Raw genomic sequence first — 16,332 nt, forward strand, 5'->3', positions numbered from 1 at the left:
GCCCGTGGCGCGCGTAAACATCGTAGGCGGGCGTCGGGTGCCGTAGCTGTGGTGCTGTTCTCTTGCAGGACGTGGCGCAGCACGCGTGGGTTCGCCCGCGATCGGCCGCCGGTGTTCGGCGGTCGAGGACTTCGCGGGAGCTGAAGTCTTCTCCCGCCGTGCGCGACGCCACCTCCGTTCGTGCCCACCAGCACGCCGCCGGGGCCCCACGGAGCCTCCGCCGGCACCGCCCAACTTCTCAAAAAGGTTCCAGCACTATCGGTTCCAGTACCGAAGGCGGTGAACCTGCGGCTCCTGGTACGCAGTCGCGACATCCGGCACGTGATCCCGGTGAAGAAGAACCACAAGGCCGCCCGCCAGGGCCGGGGTTCGCGCGGCGGGCGGCCTTGCGATGTCGATGCGGAGCGGTACAACAAGCGCGCCACGGTGGAGCGGGCGATCAATAGGTTGAAGCAGTTCAGGGCCGTGGCCACGCGGTAGGACAAGCGCGGCTACGTCTGCCTGGGCGGATCCACGGCGACGGCCCTCATGATCTGGCTGCGCACATGGGCGCGCCCCGGTTCCAGGGGCTGAGGAACGTCGGGACAAACCTCGCCATGCCAGGACCGACGCCTCTGAGCAGCAGAGGTACCGGGAGCCGGCCCGGGGGCATCTGAAAAACTTCGGCGAGGTCTGTCGAATTCGCGTCGCCCGTCCGACGTAGAGGCGTACCGACCAGACACACAGCCAGGGAGACCCGTGATGGCCCAGTACGCGATCCTCATCTTCGACAACCCCGCGGCCGGCGACTACACCCCCGACCAACAGGCGGCGAGCAAGCGGCACGCCGACGACCTCATCGACTCCGGCGCCATGATCACGGCTTACGCGCTGCAGTCCGCCGACACCGCCACCTCGTTGCGCGGTGATGTGGTCACCGACGGCCCCTTCATCGACTCCAAGGAGGTCATCGCCGGCGTCTGCATCATCGAGGCCCCCGACCTGGACGCCGCGCTGGAGCTGGCGCGGCGTAACCCCGCCGTCCAGTGGGGCCGCGGCGGTGTCGAGGTGCGGCCCGTCGCGGGCGGCATCCCGCCCATGGCCCGATGACGGCTGCGACCGACACAGGACAGGCGGTCGCCGACGCACACCGGCGCGAGTGGGCCTTCGTTCTCGCCGCGACAGTGCGCGTCGCCCGCGACCTGGACCTGGCCGAGGAGTGTGTACAGGAGGCGTACGCCGCGGCGCTGTCGGCCTGGGAACGCGACGGGATCCCGGACAGCCCCGCGGCGTGGCTGACCACTGCGGCCAAGCGCCGGGCGATGGACGCGATCCGCCGCGAGCGGACGTTCCGCTCGAAGCTGCCGCTGCTGGTGGAGCCGGAAGAGGCCGTCGACGAGCTCGCCCTGGAAGAGCTGGGCGGACAGAAGGAGGATCAGGACTCGGAGGGTGTCGTCCCCGACGAACGGCTGCGGCTCATCTTCACCTGCTGCCATCCCGCGCTCGCGCAGGAGGCACAACTCGCGCTGACACTGCGGCTGGTGTGCGGACTGCCGACACCGGACGTCGCCCGGGCGCTGCTGGTGTCGGAACAGACGATGGCCGCCCGGATCACCCGGGCGAAGAAGAAGATCTCCGCCGCCCGCATCCCTTACCGGGTGCCGCGACCGGCGGAGCTACCGGACCGGCTGACGGCCGTGCTCGGCGTGATCCACCTGCTGTTCACCGCCGGGCACACCGCCCCATCAGGCCCCGCGCTCATGCGCACCGACCTGGCCGACCGCGCACTGCACATGACCCGCGCCCTGCACGACCTCATGCCCGACGAGCCCGAGGTCCGCGGGCTGCTGGCGCTGCTTCTGGTGACCGACGCCCGGCGCGCGACCCGGACCGGCGCCGACGGCCGGCTGCTGCGGCTTGAGGAGCAGGACCGCTCGCTGTGGGAACGTACCGCGCTGGCTGAGGCGCACGAGTTGATCGTGGCCGGGCTGCGCGGCGACCGCGCGGGACGCTATCTGGTGCAGGCGGCGATCGCCTCGCTGTACACCGAGGCACCGACGTACGAGGAGACGGACTGGCCACAGATCGTGGCCCTCTACGACAGGCTGCTGTCGCTATGGCCCTCACCGGTCGTCGCACTGAACCGGACGGTGCCGGTATCGATGGCCCACGGACCGGCGGTCGCGCTGGCGCAGGTCGAGGCGCTGGAGAAGGACGGCCGGCTATCCCGGTACCAGTACCTGCCGGCGGTCAAGGCGGACCTACTGCAGCGCCTCGGCCGGACAGACGAGGCGGCGGCCGCGTACCGGCAGGCGCTGGAGCTGACGGGCAACGAGGCGGAGCGCGCGTTCCTCACCGCGCGCCTCACCCGTCACCAGACCAGCCCCACCTGAGGAATGGCGCTGGTTGCCGTGAGTGGCTCCGCTTCAATCCTCCGCGCCGTTGCCGCCCTCCAGGCCCTGGCACGCGATTGGCAGCCGGCCGCCGCGGGCCCGGCGGCGCGGAACCGGCGATGAGTTTTGGGCGGGTGCGCGGTCTACCCACTTCGACGAAGGGAGCGCACCATGCGCGAGATCATCGTTTGCACGTTCCTGACGCTGGACGGCGTCATGCAGGCGCCTGGCGCTTCGGATGAGGATGCTGAGAGCGGATTCCAGCACGGCGGTTGGCAGAAACCCGTGTCTGACGACGAGGTCGGCAGGGCCGTTGCCGGGTGGTACGAGCACTCCGACGCGATGCTGCTCGGCCGCAAGACGTACGAGATCTTCGCGTCGTACTGGCCGACCGCCGATCCCGACAACCCGTTCACGAGTCGGATGAACGGCATGCACAAGTACGTAGCGTCTCGGAGCTTGACGTCCGTTGAGTGGCAGAACTCCACGCTGCTGAAGGGGGACATCGTCGATGCCGTACGCAAGCTGAAGGAATCCGACGGCGGCAACATCAATGTCGTCGGCAGCGGCGATCTCGCCCAGACCCTCATGCAGCACGGCCTCGTCGATGAATACCGGCTGACCATCCATCCAGTGATCATCGGCACCGGCAAGCGGCTGTTCGCCGACGGAGCGATCCCCACTGCGCTGAAGCCGGTCAGTGTCTCGACGACGAAGAGCGGGACCATCCTCAGCGTCTACCGGCCTCACGGCGAGCCCGGCTACGACAGCTACTAGCGAGTCGAGGGCCTGTCCCCTGGCCCAGGACGGCAGCTGGCATCGCCTCTTCCGCCTACGAGCGGTGGCCTACCGTTCCGTCTCGTCTGCGCGGCCAACCGGGGGGGGGGGAGAGAGAGTTGGTGCCGCTCCGGGAGGTGGGCGGTGCGGCGGGCGGTGAAGCTTCGTGCAGGAGTCCGTGATCACCTTACGAGCCGTGGCCAACAGCTACCCCCCGGTCCGGTCGCCGTCGCTTGGCCACGGCACACCTGTCAGCGGCCGGGGAGCGCGCGCCGCTTGTGAGTGTTGAGGGCTTCGGCTCTCCCGGTCGGCTGGAGTGATCAGGTCCCGGGAGTGCTTGCGCTCGGGTACGCCTGGAGGGCATCGTCGAGGGTTTTTTGAGGGGTATGGGCAGGGGCTGACGGGTCTGGGCCCAGTCGATGATCGCTTGGGTGATGGTGTGGAGCTTGATGTTGGCGAGCTGGAGGCCGCACGCAGGACGGTGAAACCGTCAGCTGGCCTGAGCTGGTGCAGGCAAACTGGGCGACGATGGCGTGAGAGACGACGGCCTGGCGGAGCTGGGCGACTTCCTCTTCGAGCTGCGTCACTTGCTTGCCCACTAGCCATCGAGATCTTCAGTCATCGTCGCCGGGACCTTCGTCGTCTGGCGGCTGAGTACCGCTCAGTTGCCCTCGAGGACAAACGATCAACTCAAGGCCACCGTCGAACGGCTTTGTCGTGCCCTCGGTATTTCGATGGGCCGGCGAACTTCGACGCCGTCCTCGGCACGGATGGCCAGGAGCGTTTCATCGAGGCCAACGCACGTCTTGGCGGAAACGGCGTTCCGCGACTGCTCGCCGCCGCCTACGGCGTGGACGTCGTGCGTGCACTCATGGCGCTCGCGCTCGGTGAGTCATCGGCCCGACCGCATCCCGCACAGCGAAACCAGCTGGCACTGGGGCTGAGTATAGGGGTGGCGCAGGCGCTGCGATGCACATTCTCAGATCTTCGCGGTGATCGGCGAAGGATGAGTATCTTTCAGATACAGCGCGATTGGCTCGCTCTCATCGCACAGACCCAGGAGATCCAACATGAGTGAACTCAGCCAGCGGCCGATAGTAGACCCGCGGGTGGCGGCGATACCACGCACGATCAACGCTATCGGCGACGCGCTCAGCCCCGGCAGGCGCATGGCCTTCTTCGCGGCCGTCGGCGGGGCGGAGCAGGGTGAGAGGCTGAACGACGTGATGAGCCTTTGGTGGATGGAAGCGATGTTCGAGGGAGTTCCCGGACGCGAACAGCGTCTGGCCAATACCGTCGCCGGACGCGGGCTCGTCCCGCTGCCTGAAATCGTAGAGGAAGCCAGTTGAGCACAGACTCCATAGGCTGGACGGCTGTCACCGAGGCCACAGCGTCCCAGGTGTTGGCGCACATGCAGGCGTCGGGAGCGGCTCAACTGCAACAAACGATCGTTCGCTTCCTGCGGGCACTGGCTCTGGAAGTCGGGAGTGCGGTGGAAGTCGGCAAGACACCGCCAGGCCTTCCGATTGATATCGACGGAACCGTATGGTATAGCATTCCTGTTCCCTGGGAGAACGTGTTCTTCAATTACAGCATCTACCCTGCCGAGCGGCAGATTCGCGTTTGTGACCTCATCTGGGTCTCGGTCCAATAATGCGTCTCGTGTGACGGGCGGTCAGGCCTTGCTGGAGACGCCGCGCTCCGTCCATGCCCGTCAGTCAGGGCCTTCCGCTCACCCTTTAGAGGTTGTCTCACGTGGTGGTGTAGCTACTCGACCGCACTCGTGAGAAATGTGTGGAACTCAGCGGCGAGGATTCGCATGTCCTCGCCGGCCGCATGAACGGTGGTGGTCTCGAAGTGCCACTCCTCGGACGGAGGCCGGTCGTGGATGCCCCACGTCAGGTGGACATAACCGCCCGGGCGGTGTTCCGCCGAGATCGTCAGGTCGCGTTCCAGGGAGCGCCAGGTGCGCGCTCCTTCCCAGCCGCGGAAGTCCTCGGCCAGTGAGGAGAGGAAGGCGTCGAGGCCATCACCGTCCCACGTCCGCACCAGGGTCTCGATGCTCACCCATTGCCCGCGAGCTCTCACGAGGAAGTCGAGTGTGGGGTCGTCCCCGAAGGGTCTTGCCGGCTCGGAGAAGAGCAGGCGGACCGGTTGCGGTCCGGAGTCTCCTACGCGTATCGCGGCGCTACCTTCGATCAGTTGAGCAGATTAGAAGTCGCTGTACTCGACGACCAGTTCTTATCCCCGCGCAGCCCCGGGCACGAGCGAGCCCAGGCGCCACCTGGGGCATGAGCGTCCGCTGTGGCTGTGGATCTGCCACCGCGCACCGCCGGTTCGCGGCGATGACCAAGGCCGACCTGCGGCGTCGGCTGCACACCGGGCGGTCCTGGACGAACTCGGTGCCCGGGGCGAGCTTGACTGGACCTCAGCGATCATCGACGCCGCGTCCGTCCGGGCGAAAAGGGGGTGCCTCGACCTGCTAGCGGGGCATCCCGAACGGCTGACCGCGCTGATTGCCGGCGGGGCACATGGCGGATGCGTCACAGCTGCTCCGGCGGCGGTTCAGCAGGAGGTCGGACTGATCCGCGCTCGGGGAACCGCTTCCTTCATCGAGATGCTGGAACGTCAAGGACCACTCCCGGCACCCCCGGCTACGGTCGATCCAGGACACCGCTGCGGTTGCCGCCGGTCAGCGTGACGGCGAGCGGGATGCCGGTGGCATCGAGCCCCCTTGAACGCCCGGATGGGTGAGCCGTCGACCCCGCGAGAAGTCCAAGAGGTTCGCGTTGCGGAGCTTGGCGTCTCCGCCTTCTCACCGTCGCGGCCACAGGCCTCGCCGCCGATGGCGATCGTCTCAATGTGCTTCCTCGGGACTCAGAGGTAGTGCTGGCTGCGCCGCGGTGCCGGTTTCTCGTTGTCACCGGCGAGTTGGATGCCGAGGATGTGTTCGCACAGCCATCTAGGCGCCGGTGAGTTTGTCGAAGCCGAGTCGCTGTGCGTCAGTGGCACGCGTGCGACCGTGGGTGCGGGACACACGGACGTACGCCGTGGCCCTCAGGAGCCGGTCCGCTTCTCGATCCGCTCCAGGGCCTGCCCCAGGTACTGAGCGAAGCGCGGGTGGTTCTCGCTCATCGGGAAGTGGCCGATCTCCTTCATCTCGATGAACTCTGCTCCACGGATGGCCTCTGCGGTCCGGCGCCCGTCCTGGGGGGTGGTGAGGTAGTCGTACTCGCCGGTCAGCATGATCACGGGACACCGGTCGCCGTCGATGTCGTCCAGCCGGTCCCTCAGATCGTGGTCGACGGAGTAGAAGTACAGGTCGCCCTTGAACGCCTCCGACCCCTGGGTGTAGTAGAACCAGGTGGCCCAGCGGTCCTGCTCCGGGGACTGCGGTGCCATGAGGTCCCACACGCCGCTGGCGCACACCTGGGCGGCATTGGCGTGGGGATGCTGCCACCAGTCGAGGTAGAAGCCGGGTGAGTAGTCCGCGCCCTCGACGGGGATCACCGCTTTGAACCGGTCCGGGTGCCGCAGGGCGAGTTGCAGGGCCACGTTCCCCCCGAACGACGACCCCATGAAGATCGGGTCCTGCAGTTCGAGGGCGTCGCAGAAGGCGACGATGAAGGACGTGAAGTGGTCCGCTGTGAGTCGGTACTCCTCCTTCCACCACTCCTGATTCGACGGCGGGTCCGACTTGCCGTGCCGGGGGAGGTCGTAGGCGATCACCCGGTAGCGGCCGGTGATCTCCTCGTCCTCGAGGAGGCCCCGCCACTGGTGGTTGTGGCAGCCCGCGGTGTGCTGGCACACCAGAGGCGTGCCCTGCCCGTTCTCCAGGTAGAACACCTTGTACTGTGCGTCCTCCACGTCGACGGTGACGTAGTGGCCGGTGACCGGAGAAATCCTGCCGCTGACCATGGGGAGCTCCTATGTCTCACGAGAGGATGGGGCGGGCCCGGTCTCGTCCGCCGGCCCGAGGGGGCCCGTGACGCGCAGCAGTTCCAGCTGCCGGGTCACGCAGCGCAGGTTTTGCATGAGCACGAGCAGGTCGCCCTCCAGGCGCATGCCCCGCCGGAACGTGGCCGCCCATATGCCGTGGCACATCGGCGGAGGCGTCTGCTGGCAGAAGCCCTGCCACGTCTCCGCGTCCGCGCGGATCGCGAAGTCGTAGGCCGCCAATGGCTCGGGGTCGGTGATCAGTTCGTCCACCTTTCCTTTGTGCATCCGCACGAGGAACCGGTGCGGGTCCATGTCCAGCAGGAAGCTGCACGAGTAGTACGTGCCGTGGGACTGCAGTTCCGGATCGTCGTCGCTCAGCCGACGGAACTCCTCCGCCGCGTCGGTCGTCGTCGCTGATGTCATGTGCCACCTCGAGACGGGTCGTCGCTGCCGTACGCCGGGACGTCGCACCGGCACGGTGACGGCCGGTCGCCGGCCGGCGCGGCCGACGACCACTTCCCGGCCTCGCTCTTTCCAGCCTGGGCATCCTGTGAGCCGCCTGCAAGACCGGGAGGGTCCTCATCCTGCTCCGGGTCGAAGACCTCTTCAAAAGAGGGGTTCGGGCGGCCCCTGAGCATCCGCTCGGCTGTCACGCGCAGACGGCTGAGTCGTTCCTGTTGCTAGGTTGCTGACCCGTCACTGCCGCGGCCGTCGTTCTCACCGTCGTGGCCGTCGGGGCGTGTGTCAGGAAGCCGGCGTGGACGCGCCGATGTTCCTGCGGGTGCGTAACGGCAAGCGGGAAGCCGTCCATGCGCGTGCGGAGGACGAGGAACGCCACACCGCTCCCCTCAGCGACGAGCACATAGCGTTCGACGGTGCGCTGGCTGATGCCGAGCAGGTCGGCCACGCGCCGGGTGCTGCGCTGGTGCTGGCGGGCGTGGACTGTTTTGGCCCTCTGCCCAATGTGCTCGCCGCACCTTTGGCCGATCCGTACAACCGTGGGTCTTCGCCCCTCCGCATCATCAAGGGCCAGACAAAACCCGGAGGCGGAGGAGCGGTGTGATGGGAAGTGTGGGGACCCGGCCATCGGCCGGACAGGAGAGAACACGTACCGGCCGGCTCACCCGGCGGCAGGCCATGGGAACGCTGGTCGGAGAAGCGGCGGCGAGCCCCCTGAAGCGGACCATGGGCGTCGCCCAGCTGACCCTGCTCAGCGTGGGGGCGACCCTCGGCACCGGCATCTTCGTGGTGCTCGGGCAGGCCGTGCCCGAGGCGGGGCCCGCCGTCGTCGTCTCCTTCGTCCTCGCCGGTGTCACCGCCCTGTTCTCGGCGCTGTCGTACGCCGAGCTGGCAGGCATGATCCCCGGCTCTGGATCGTCCTACAGCTACGCCTACGCCACCCTCGGGGAGCTGGTCGCCTGGGTGTGCGGGTGGTGTCTGATCCTGGAGTACGGGGTGTCGGTGGCCGCCGTCGCCGTGGGCTGGGGGCAGTACGTCAACGAGTTGCTGAGTCTCGTGTTCGGCGTGACCCTTCCCGACTCGCTGAGCGCCCCGCCCGGCACGGGCGGCGTGCTCAACATCCCGGCCGCCCTCATCGTCGTCCTCGCGATGGTGGTGCTGCTGCGCGGCGCGAGGGAGAGTGCCGTCGCCAACACCGTCATGGTCGCCGTCAAGATCGCCGCGCTCGTGCTGTTCTGCGCGGTCGCGTTCACCGCCTTCCGGGCCGGGAACTTCCATCCCCTCTTTCCTCTCGGCGCCGCCGGGATGAGTGCCGGAGCGGCCTCCCTCTTCTTCTCCTACATCGGCTTCGACGCGGCCTCCACGGCCGGCGAGGAGGCCCGAAACCCGCAGCGGGACCTGCCCCGCGCCATCATCCTGTCCCTCGTCCTCGTCACCGCCCTGTACGTGCTCGTCGCAGTCGCCGCGCTCGGCGCGATGCCCTGGAAGCAGTTCGCGGGCACGGAGGCGACGCTGAGCGAGGTACTGGTGCGGTCCGTCGGCGGTGGGAATTTGTGGCCGATCCTGCTGTCCATCGGGGCCGTGGTCGCCACCACCAGCGTGGTGCTGACCGTGCAGTACGGGCAGATCCGCATCCTGTTCGCCATGTCCCGGGACGGCCTCGTGCCCCCGCTGTTCTCCCGCGTCCACCCGCGCACCGGTGTGCCCCGCGCCAACACCGTGATCGTCTCTTCGTTCATCGCCGTCCTCGCCGCCCTCGTCCCGCTCGGCAGCCTCGCGGACGCCACCAGCATCGGCACACTCTTCGCGTTCATGCTGGTCAACCTGGCCGTCGTGCTGCTGCGTCGGCGCAGCCCCGATGCCCCGCGCTCCTTCCGGGTGCCGTTCACCCCGTTCACCCCGCTCATCGGGGTCTGCTTCTGCGTCTACATGCTGGGCAGCCTCGGCACCGACACCTGGGTGGCGTTCGGGGCGTGGATGGCGGCCGGGCTCGTGATCTACGGCCTCTACGGCATCCGGCACTCCAGGCTCGACCGGAAGCAGGACCTCGCATGACCCACTCCCTGGACCTCACCGCCGGCGTGGTCACCCTCACCCGCGCCCTGATCGACCTGCCGTCCGAGAGCGGCCGGGAGGCGGAACTGGCGGACGCCGTGGAGGCGGCCCTGCGGGCGCTGCCCCACCTCACTGTGGGGCGGGTCGGCAACTCCGTCGTCGCCCGCACCGGTCTCGGCCGCCCCGAACGGGCACTGATCGCCGGGCATTTGGACACCGTCCCGGCCGCCGGGAACCTGCCGTCCCGGCTCGCCGACGGCAGCGTGCACGGGCTCGGCGCCTGCGACATGAAGGGCGGGGTCGCCGTGGCGCTGCGGCTGGCCGCCGGGATCCTGGAGCCGGTCCGCGACGTCACGTACGTCTTCTACGAGTGCGAGGAGGTCGAGGGCGACAGGAACGGGCTCGCCCGCATCGGCGCCGAGCACCCGGCCCTGCTCGCCGACGCCGGCCTCGCGATCCTCATGGAACCGTCCGACGCCGGCGTCGAGGCCGGCTGCCAGGGCACCCTGACCGCCGACATCGTGGTCGAGGGCGCCCGCGCGCACACCGCCCGCGCCTGGCAGGGGGTGAACGCCGCGCACAAGGCAGCCCGGGTGCTGCAGCGGTTGGACGACCACACGCCCGAGCGGGTGGTGATGGACGGGTTGGAGTACCGGGAGGGGCTGAGCGCGGTCGCCGTGCGGGCCGGGGTCGCCGGGAACGTCGTGCCCGACGAGTGCGTCGTCACCGTAAACTGCCGCTTCGCACCGAGCCGTTCGGCCGAGGAGGCGGAGGCGTACGTGCGCGGGCTGTTCCCGGAGTACGAGGTCCGCGTCACCGAGGTCGTTGCGGGGGCCCCGCCCCACCTGGACCGGATCGGCGGGCTGGCCCGCGCGCTGGGCGCCGAGCCGAGGGCCAAGCTCGGGTGGACGGACGTGGCCCGCTTCGCCGCGCTCGGCGTGCCCGCACTCAACTACGGCCCGGGGGACCCGTCGCTCGCCCACACGGCCGGGGAGCACGTCCCCGTCGAGCATCTCGAGCGGTGCGAGAGCAGGCTTAGGGCGTGGCTGAGCTGAGCCCCGCGAGCGCCCTCAACTGAAGCCACAGCAGCAGTCGTTCGTCGGGGTCGTCCAGGTCGACCCCGGCGTGCTGGTGCAGCTGCCGGAGGCGGTAGCGGCAGGTGTTGGGGTGCACGGCGAGGAGTCGCGCCGCGCCCGCCATGTCACAACCGGCGTCGAACCAGCAGACCAGCGTGCGGGCGTGCTCCGTGCCGTGCTCGGCGTCGTACGCCAGCACCCGCCGCCACGCCCCCGCGTTCAACTCCCGGTGTTCGCTCATCACTTCGGCCAGACGCAGCAGCGTGACCCGGGGCCGGACCTCGTCCACGGTGGCGACCGGCAGCCGGGCGTCCAGCACTCGCAGCACCAGGTCGGCGTCCGCCCGCGAGCCGGGCAGCCCGGCCGCGCCCGGCACGACCTCGCCCAGCGCCGCCCGCACCGGCACGCGCAACGCCTGTCCGGCCCGAGCCACGATGTCCTCGGCCAGCTTCCTGTGCCGCTCGCCGGGACCGGGCAGTACGGCGTACACCACCCCGTCGAGCAGCACGCACGCGTGCCGTCCGTAGCGGGCCTCGCACTGCAGGCGCACGACGTCCAGCAGACGCAGCGCGGTGCGCTCGGCGTCCGGGACGCTCGCGGCGGAGTCCAGGACGAACGCGGCCGCCCGGGCCGGGCCGTCGACGCCCAGGCGGGCGGCGGCGGTCGCCGGGTCCGGTGCCGTGCCGTCCAGCAGGCGGCGCAGCAGGTCGCTGCCCCGGTGCCGGGCCAGCTCCCGGGCGGCACGCGCCCGCAGCAGGAGCAGCGCGGCCGTGGTGGCGCCCTGGGCAAGGGTGTCCTCCGCGTCCGGCGCGAGCGAGCCGCCGTCGACCACCCACACCGAGCCCAGCGTCTCCCCGCCGGCCCGTACCGGCATCGCCAGCCGGGGCAGGTCCGAGCCGGTCAGCGCGGGCAGCCGCAGCGGCCGGTCGGCGGCGAACAGGCGCCGGTACTGCTGGGTGTTGTCCTCGCTGGCCGGCACCTGGCGGCCGAGGATGCCCTGCCGGCGGTCCTCGTCCACCGGCTGACCGGAGACCGTCGAGTAGGCGAGGATCCGCTGGCGTGCGTCCTCGACGGCGGTGGCGCCGCCGGTGGCCGTGGCGATGGCGTCGGCCAGCGCGAACAGGTCGCCGAGCCCCAGGTCGGCGGTGGCCGCGGCGGGCCGGGCGGCGATGGCGGAGGCCAGCAGCAGGTGGACATGGTGCCAGGCGGCGTCCTCGGCGACCGACAGCAGGGCCACGCCGCGGGCCTCGGCCTCCGCGACCGGGCCGTCGGCCCCCCGCACCACCACGCCGGTCAGCTCCGCCTGCGCGGCCGCCCGTAGCAACGGGCCCGCGTCCGCCGCCCGTGTCCCGACCGCCAACAGCAGCGCTCCGGGCAGCCGAGGGAGCGGGGTGTGACCGTCGTAGAGCAGGACCTCGGTGACGGGCGCTCCGCAATCGGCCGGGGCGGTGTGCAGGCGCAGCGTGGGGCCGCCGACGATGTCCAGAAGATCGCCGAGGGTGCAGGCGTCCATGGCGGGTCCTTGGAGAGGCGATTGGCTGATAGTGAAACGACAGTACGCATCTGTTGGCTGCTCCCACAACACTGCGGGTGCGTCGCCTGGCGACACTCGTGCCATGACAGCAGGAGTCACCATCCGTACCGTCCACAACGTCACCGGGTTCGCGGCCGTGTCCGACTACTTCAGCGACGTCTGGCAGACCCCCCGCACCGCCCCGCCCTATCCCGCCGAGGTCCTGCACAGCCTGGTGCATGCCGGAGGTGCCGTGCACGCGGCCTACGACGGCCCGCGCCTCGCCGGGGCGTCCGTGGCCGTGCTCGGTCCCGAGCGCAGCACGTACTCGCTGGTCGCCGCCGCCGACCGGGGGCTCGGACGGCAGGTGAAACAGGCCCAGCGGGACTGGGCGGCCGGGCTCGGCGCGCACACCATGCGCTGGACGTTCGACCCGCTGGTCGCCCGCAACGCCCGCTTCAACCTGGTCAAGCTGGGTGCCGTCGGCACGGAGTACCTGGTCGACTTCTACGGCCCCATGGCTGACGGCGTGAACGACGGCGACGAGAGCGACCGGCTGACGGTGACCTGGGACCTGAGCGCGCAGAGCGAGCCGTCCGGCGTCGACAGCCAGGGGCCCGTCGTCCGCATGGCTCCGGACGGCGGCCCGCTCGCCCGCCGGGACCCGGACGGCCGGCACCTGTGGTGCCGCGTCCCCGACGACGTCGTCAAGCTGCGCGCCGCGGAGCCCGCCCTGGCGCTGCGCTGGCGGTACGCCGTGCGCGAGGTGTTCCTGGAGGCCTTCCTGGAGGGGTTCCGGGCTACCGGGATGTCCCGCGACGGCTGGTACACGCTCTCGCACGAGGAGGCCGCGGCGTGAAGCTCGAACGCGTCGACATCGTGCACGTCGCGATCCCGCTCGTGACCCCCTTCCGCACCTCCTTCGGCACGATGACCACGAAGGACACCTTCCTGCTGCACGTCGTCACCGACGAGGCGGAGGGCTGGTCGGAGTTCGCCGCCGACCCGGAGCCGCTGTACTGCTCGGAGTTCGTCGCCGGAGCCGAGATCGTGCTGCGCGACTTCCTGCTCCCCCGGGCGGCCGCCCTGCCGCACCTCACCACGGTCGCACTGGCCCCGGCGCTGGCGAAGGTCAAGGGGCACGAGCTGGCGAAGGCGGCCCTGGAGACGGCGGTACTCGACGCCGAGCTGCGGGCGTACGGCATGCCGCTCGCCACCTACTTGGGCGCCGTACGGGACCGAGTGCCCGCCGGAGTCTCCGTCGGCATCAAGAACTCCGTTGCCGAGCTGCTGGACGACGTCGAGCGCTACCTCGCCGAGGGCTACGTCCGCATCAAGCTGAAGATCGAGCCGGGCTGGGACGTCGAGCCCGTCCGCGCGGTCCGCGAGCGCTTCGGCGGCGCGCTGCCCCTGCAGGTCGACGCGAACACGGCCTATACCCTCGCGGACGTGGAGCATTTGCGGCGGCTCGACGAGTACGGGCTGCTGCTGATCGAGGAGCCGCTTGAGGAGAACAACCTGCACGCCCACGCCCAGCTGCAGAAGCGGCTGCGAACCCCGGTCTGCCTGGACGAGTCCCTGCACCACGCACGGGACACCGCCGCCGCGATCGCCATGGACGCCTGCCGGGTGGTCAACGTCAAGCCGGCCCGGGTCGGCGGCTACCTGGAGGCCCGCCGCGTCCACGACGTGGCGCAGGCGCACGGGGTGCCGGTGTGGTGCGGCGGCATGCTGGAGACGGGCATCGGCCGCGCCCCCAACCTCGCCCTGGCCGCCCTGCCCGGATTCACCCTCCCCGGCGACACCTCCGCCTCCTCTCGCTACTTCACCGAGGACATCACCGAGCCGTTCGTCCTCGACGGCGGCCATCTCCCGGTCCCGGACACCCCCGGCATAGGCGTGGAGCCGCTGCCCGGGGCCCTGCGCCGGGTCACCAGGGAGCGGCGGCCCCTGTACCCGGCATGATTCACGTCGGCTAGGCGGTGCGGCCGCTGCGTCTGGGCGGCCCGAGCGTGGTGGTGGTCGGGTCCATCGCATGCCGATGGCGGCGAGCTGTTCGATGCGTTCCGGCGAGAGGGTGGCGGCTATCCTCCCCGCCCGACCGTCCGGACCGCCGCATCACCGTCATAGGGTTACGCCCGCAGCCGCTCCGGCTGCTGCGTCTGGCCGCGGAGACCAACCCGGCCACCTTTCCTCTGGATCGCCTGCTCCGCGAAACGCCTGCCCTCGCGTGAGGGCACCGCATGCTCGCGAGCGGCAAGCAGCCAGTTGTCTTGTCTTCTGGCGGAGCCGCCGCTCATCGCGAGAACGTCGACGGCCCCTGCGCACTTCTTCTTCACGCCGAGGGCGACGTGCCCCCCGTCCAGCGGGTCAGCATGCCGATGGCCTCCGTACGGTCGGCGGGGGACAGTTCCGCGATCGCGGTGCTGTGGTTGGCGTCGGGCGCCCAGAGGAGACGTGAGTCTCTGACGCCGGGCCGGAAGGGCTCGGCGACCGAGGGGTCCTGGGCGCCGTTGACGAACAGCAACCGGCTGCCGTGGCGGTGGACCCAGCGGTCGATGTCCGGCATGGCGTCACGATCGAACCGCACGGGGATGTCGCGCGGAACGAAGGTACGGGGCTCGCCGGCGTCCGGGTAGCGCAGTAGTCCGGCCAAGTGTCGGGTGGGGAAACTGACGTACCCCAGCTGGGTGCCGAGTTGGTAGAAGTAAGGGATGTAGCGCTGCAGCGCCGTGTCGGCGTAGAGGGCCAGGCCCGTGATGTCGTCCAGCCACCTGTACAGCTCGTCGGCGCTACAGTTCGAGCCGGGTATGGCGGCGAGGTCCGCGGCCGTATTGCGCTGCCAGAACATGAACGGAGCTCGCAGGACGGCGATTTCGAGGGCTTTGTCGGCGCTGCCGACGACGCGGAACGAGGTGTTGTTCGCGGCGGCCCAGGACTCATAGCGGGCGACCAGGTCGGAGCGGCGCAGCAGTGCCTGTTGCTGCACGGTCCGCAGGGCTTCGCGGCACTCCGCGCTGCCCACTCGCTCCAGGAACCGCGCGTAGGCGGTGTCGTCACGGTCGTTGACGTTGTTCGGGGCCGAGTAGGCCACCGTGCCGTCCACGTCGCCGGGGTGGAAGCGGCGGTGGTAGACGCTGGTCATGCCGCCTTTGCTGCTGCCGGTCGAGATCCACGCGCCGCGGTAGAACCGGCGGAAGAGGCGGACGACGCGGTGGTGGTCGTCGGCTGCCTGACGGATGGTCAGCAGGGAGTGGTCGGCGTTCGCCGGGCGCGAGGTCCCGAAGAAGCGGTGCTCGACCTGAAGCTGGTTGCCGCCCAGCAGCACGGTCGGTTCGGCCCGCCGGGGCGTGAGCGACGCCTCATAGCCTGTGCTGAACAGGACGGTGGTGCGGTCGACGGAGGTGTGGAGCAGGGTCAGGCGCTGCTCGAAGGTCCCGGCCGCGGGGTTTGTGTGGTCTGCCGGCTGGCGCAGGCCGAGGACGAAAAAGCGGTACCCCGCCTCGGCGCCCTGGCGTTCCTCGATCACCCTCAGCCCCGGCAGGGCCCGCAGGGCGGTCAGGATGTCGCCGCCGAGGCGGTTGCGGGGCCTCCCCGCGGCAGTCGCGGGTGCGGCCGCCGTTAAGGTGAGGCCCGCGGTCGCCGCCGCCGAGGTCAAAAGACGCCGTCTCGTCCACGTGTGCATGTGATTCCTCCGGTGCGGCGGCCGCCGCGACGGCACCGGGTACCCGAGCGGCGCAGCGGTCTCTTCCTCGGCCTGCTGACCGTTCCAGTACAGCCGTCGGGCGCTGTGGCGAGATCCCGCGTGCGGGGGGACTTTCTCCCCCGCGCGGGGGAGATCTTCCGCGAACGTCTCTCCGGTGTTGACGCGGTAGCTGCTGCGGGTCGTCGAGGGCCAGGCCGGGCTCCCGGCCTGCGGCTGTTGCGTCCGCTGCCACTCTCCGCCTGCGGTCCTTCCGGGCCGGTGCCTGTGGGGGCGCCGGTGATGATGCGCCCGTTGTCGTCCCGCCGGATAAGTGGCATCTTCCGGTCCGTTCTCGTGTCGACCGCCGTCGTCGCCGGATTTGTCTGTTGCGTGCGCGTGAGGGGCGGGTACCGCCCCGGGGCCCGCGCATCTTCCCGCCGGCTCATGCTCGGTCAC

At 70.1% G+C, this 16,332-nt stretch carries 16 protein-coding genes; 11 read left to right on the top strand and 5 right to left on the bottom strand.

Going from position 1 to position 16,332, the window contains the following annotated elements:
* Positions 1-279: 279 nt before the first annotated feature.
* From ACFYU0_RS08025 to ACFYU0_RS08050, 6 genes are all read left to right on the top strand, one after another.
* Complete coding sequence (locus tag ACFYU0_RS08025) at positions 280-480, top strand: hypothetical protein (protein WP_389298629.1); 201 nt, start codon at positions 280-282, stop codon at positions 478-480.
* A gap of 261 nt (positions 481-741) precedes the next feature.
* A complete protein-coding gene (locus ACFYU0_RS08030) occupies positions 742-1,089 on the top strand; it encodes a YciI family protein (RefSeq protein ID WP_389298631.1) in 348 nt (115 codons plus the stop codon).
* Complete coding sequence (locus ACFYU0_RS08035; RefSeq protein ID WP_389298633.1) at positions 1,086-2,372, top strand: RNA polymerase sigma factor; 1,287 nt, start codon at positions 1,086-1,088, stop codon at positions 2,370-2,372. The genes ACFYU0_RS08030 and ACFYU0_RS08035 overlap by 4 nt, the downstream gene beginning before the upstream one ends.
* Positions 2,373-2,543: 171 nt before the next feature.
* Positions 2,544-3,149, top strand: a complete 606-nt coding sequence (locus ACFYU0_RS08040) for a dihydrofolate reductase family protein (protein ID WP_389298635.1) — start codon at positions 2,544-2,546, stop codon at positions 3,147-3,149.
* A 1,070-nt stretch (positions 3,150-4,219) separates the two neighbouring features.
* Entirely contained in the window at positions 4,220-4,498 is a 279-nt protein-coding gene (locus tag ACFYU0_RS08045) for a hypothetical protein (RefSeq protein WP_351667000.1), read from the top strand.
* Positions 4,495-4,803: a hypothetical protein gene (locus tag ACFYU0_RS08050; RefSeq protein ID WP_351666998.1), complete on the top strand. Its 309-nt coding sequence runs from the start codon at positions 4,495-4,497 to the stop codon at positions 4,801-4,803. Before ACFYU0_RS08045 ends, ACFYU0_RS08050 begins: the two co-directional genes overlap by 4 nt.
* 113 nt (positions 4,804-4,916) lie before the next feature.
* On the opposite strand, the gene ACFYU0_RS08055 is transcribed toward ACFYU0_RS08050, so the two are convergent.
* The 3 genes from ACFYU0_RS08055 to ACFYU0_RS08065 form a co-directional block, all read right to left on the bottom strand.
* On the bottom strand, positions 4,917-5,351 hold the full coding sequence (locus tag ACFYU0_RS08055) for a DUF6228 family protein (protein WP_389298940.1): 435 nt from the start codon (positions 5,349-5,351) through the stop codon (positions 4,917-4,919).
* 855 nt (positions 5,352-6,206) lie between these two features.
* Positions 6,207-7,067 (bottom strand): alpha/beta fold hydrolase, encoded by an 861-nt coding sequence (locus tag ACFYU0_RS08060; protein ID WP_389298638.1) that lies wholly within the window; start codon positions 7,065-7,067, stop codon positions 6,207-6,209.
* A gap of 9 nt (positions 7,068-7,076) precedes the next feature.
* Positions 7,077-7,511, bottom strand: a complete 435-nt coding sequence (locus ACFYU0_RS08065; RefSeq protein ID WP_389298640.1) for a hypothetical protein — start codon at positions 7,509-7,511, stop codon at positions 7,077-7,079.
* Positions 7,512-7,845: 334 nt separating this feature from the next.
* On the opposite strand from ACFYU0_RS08065, the gene ACFYU0_RS08070 reads away from it, so the two are divergent.
* Genes ACFYU0_RS08070 through dapE form a run of 3 tightly spaced genes read left to right on the top strand, consistent with a single transcriptional unit; the run spans position 7,846 to position 10,657 of the window.
* Positions 7,846-8,151, top strand: a complete 306-nt coding sequence (locus ACFYU0_RS08070) for a hypothetical protein (RefSeq protein ID WP_389298642.1) — start codon at positions 7,846-7,848, stop codon at positions 8,149-8,151.
* Positions 8,151-9,602, top strand: coding sequence for an amino acid permease (locus ACFYU0_RS08075; RefSeq protein ID WP_389298644.1), 1,452 nt, complete (start codon positions 8,151-8,153; stop codon positions 9,600-9,602). The genes ACFYU0_RS08070 and ACFYU0_RS08075 overlap by 1 nt, the downstream gene beginning before the upstream one ends.
* Positions 9,599-10,657 (top strand): succinyl-diaminopimelate desuccinylase, encoded by a 1,059-nt coding sequence (gene dapE, locus ACFYU0_RS08080; RefSeq protein WP_389298646.1) that lies wholly within the window; start codon positions 9,599-9,601, stop codon positions 10,655-10,657. Before ACFYU0_RS08075 ends, dapE begins: the two co-directional genes overlap by 4 nt.
* On the opposite strand, the gene ACFYU0_RS08085 is transcribed toward dapE, so the two are convergent.
* Positions 10,638-12,191 (bottom strand): PucR family transcriptional regulator, encoded by a 1,554-nt coding sequence (locus ACFYU0_RS08085; protein WP_389298648.1) that lies wholly within the window; start codon positions 12,189-12,191, stop codon positions 10,638-10,640. The two genes, dapE and ACFYU0_RS08085, sit on opposite strands and share 20 nt — an antisense overlap.
* A 103-nt stretch (positions 12,192-12,294) precedes the next feature.
* On the opposite strand from ACFYU0_RS08085, the gene ACFYU0_RS08090 reads away from it, so the two are divergent.
* Both ACFYU0_RS08090 and menC read left to right on the top strand, forming a co-directional pair.
* Complete coding sequence (locus tag ACFYU0_RS08090; RefSeq protein WP_389298650.1) at positions 12,295-13,050, top strand: chorismate synthase; 756 nt, start codon at positions 12,295-12,297, stop codon at positions 13,048-13,050.
* Positions 13,047-14,156, top strand: coding sequence for an o-succinylbenzoate synthase (gene menC / locus ACFYU0_RS08095; protein ID WP_389298652.1), 1,110 nt, complete (start codon positions 13,047-13,049; stop codon positions 14,154-14,156). The genes ACFYU0_RS08090 and menC overlap by 4 nt, the downstream gene beginning before the upstream one ends.
* Positions 14,157-14,526: 370 nt before the next feature.
* On the opposite strand, the gene ACFYU0_RS08100 is transcribed toward menC, so the two are convergent.
* Positions 14,527-15,876, bottom strand: a complete 1,350-nt coding sequence (locus ACFYU0_RS08100; protein ID WP_389298655.1) for a S28 family serine protease — start codon at positions 15,874-15,876, stop codon at positions 14,527-14,529.
* Positions 15,877-16,332 lie beyond the last annotated feature (456 nt).

This window comes from Streptomyces sp. NPDC003720, from assembly GCF_042875075.1.
GTDB lineage: Bacteria > Actinomycetota > Actinomycetes > Streptomycetales > Streptomycetaceae > Streptomyces.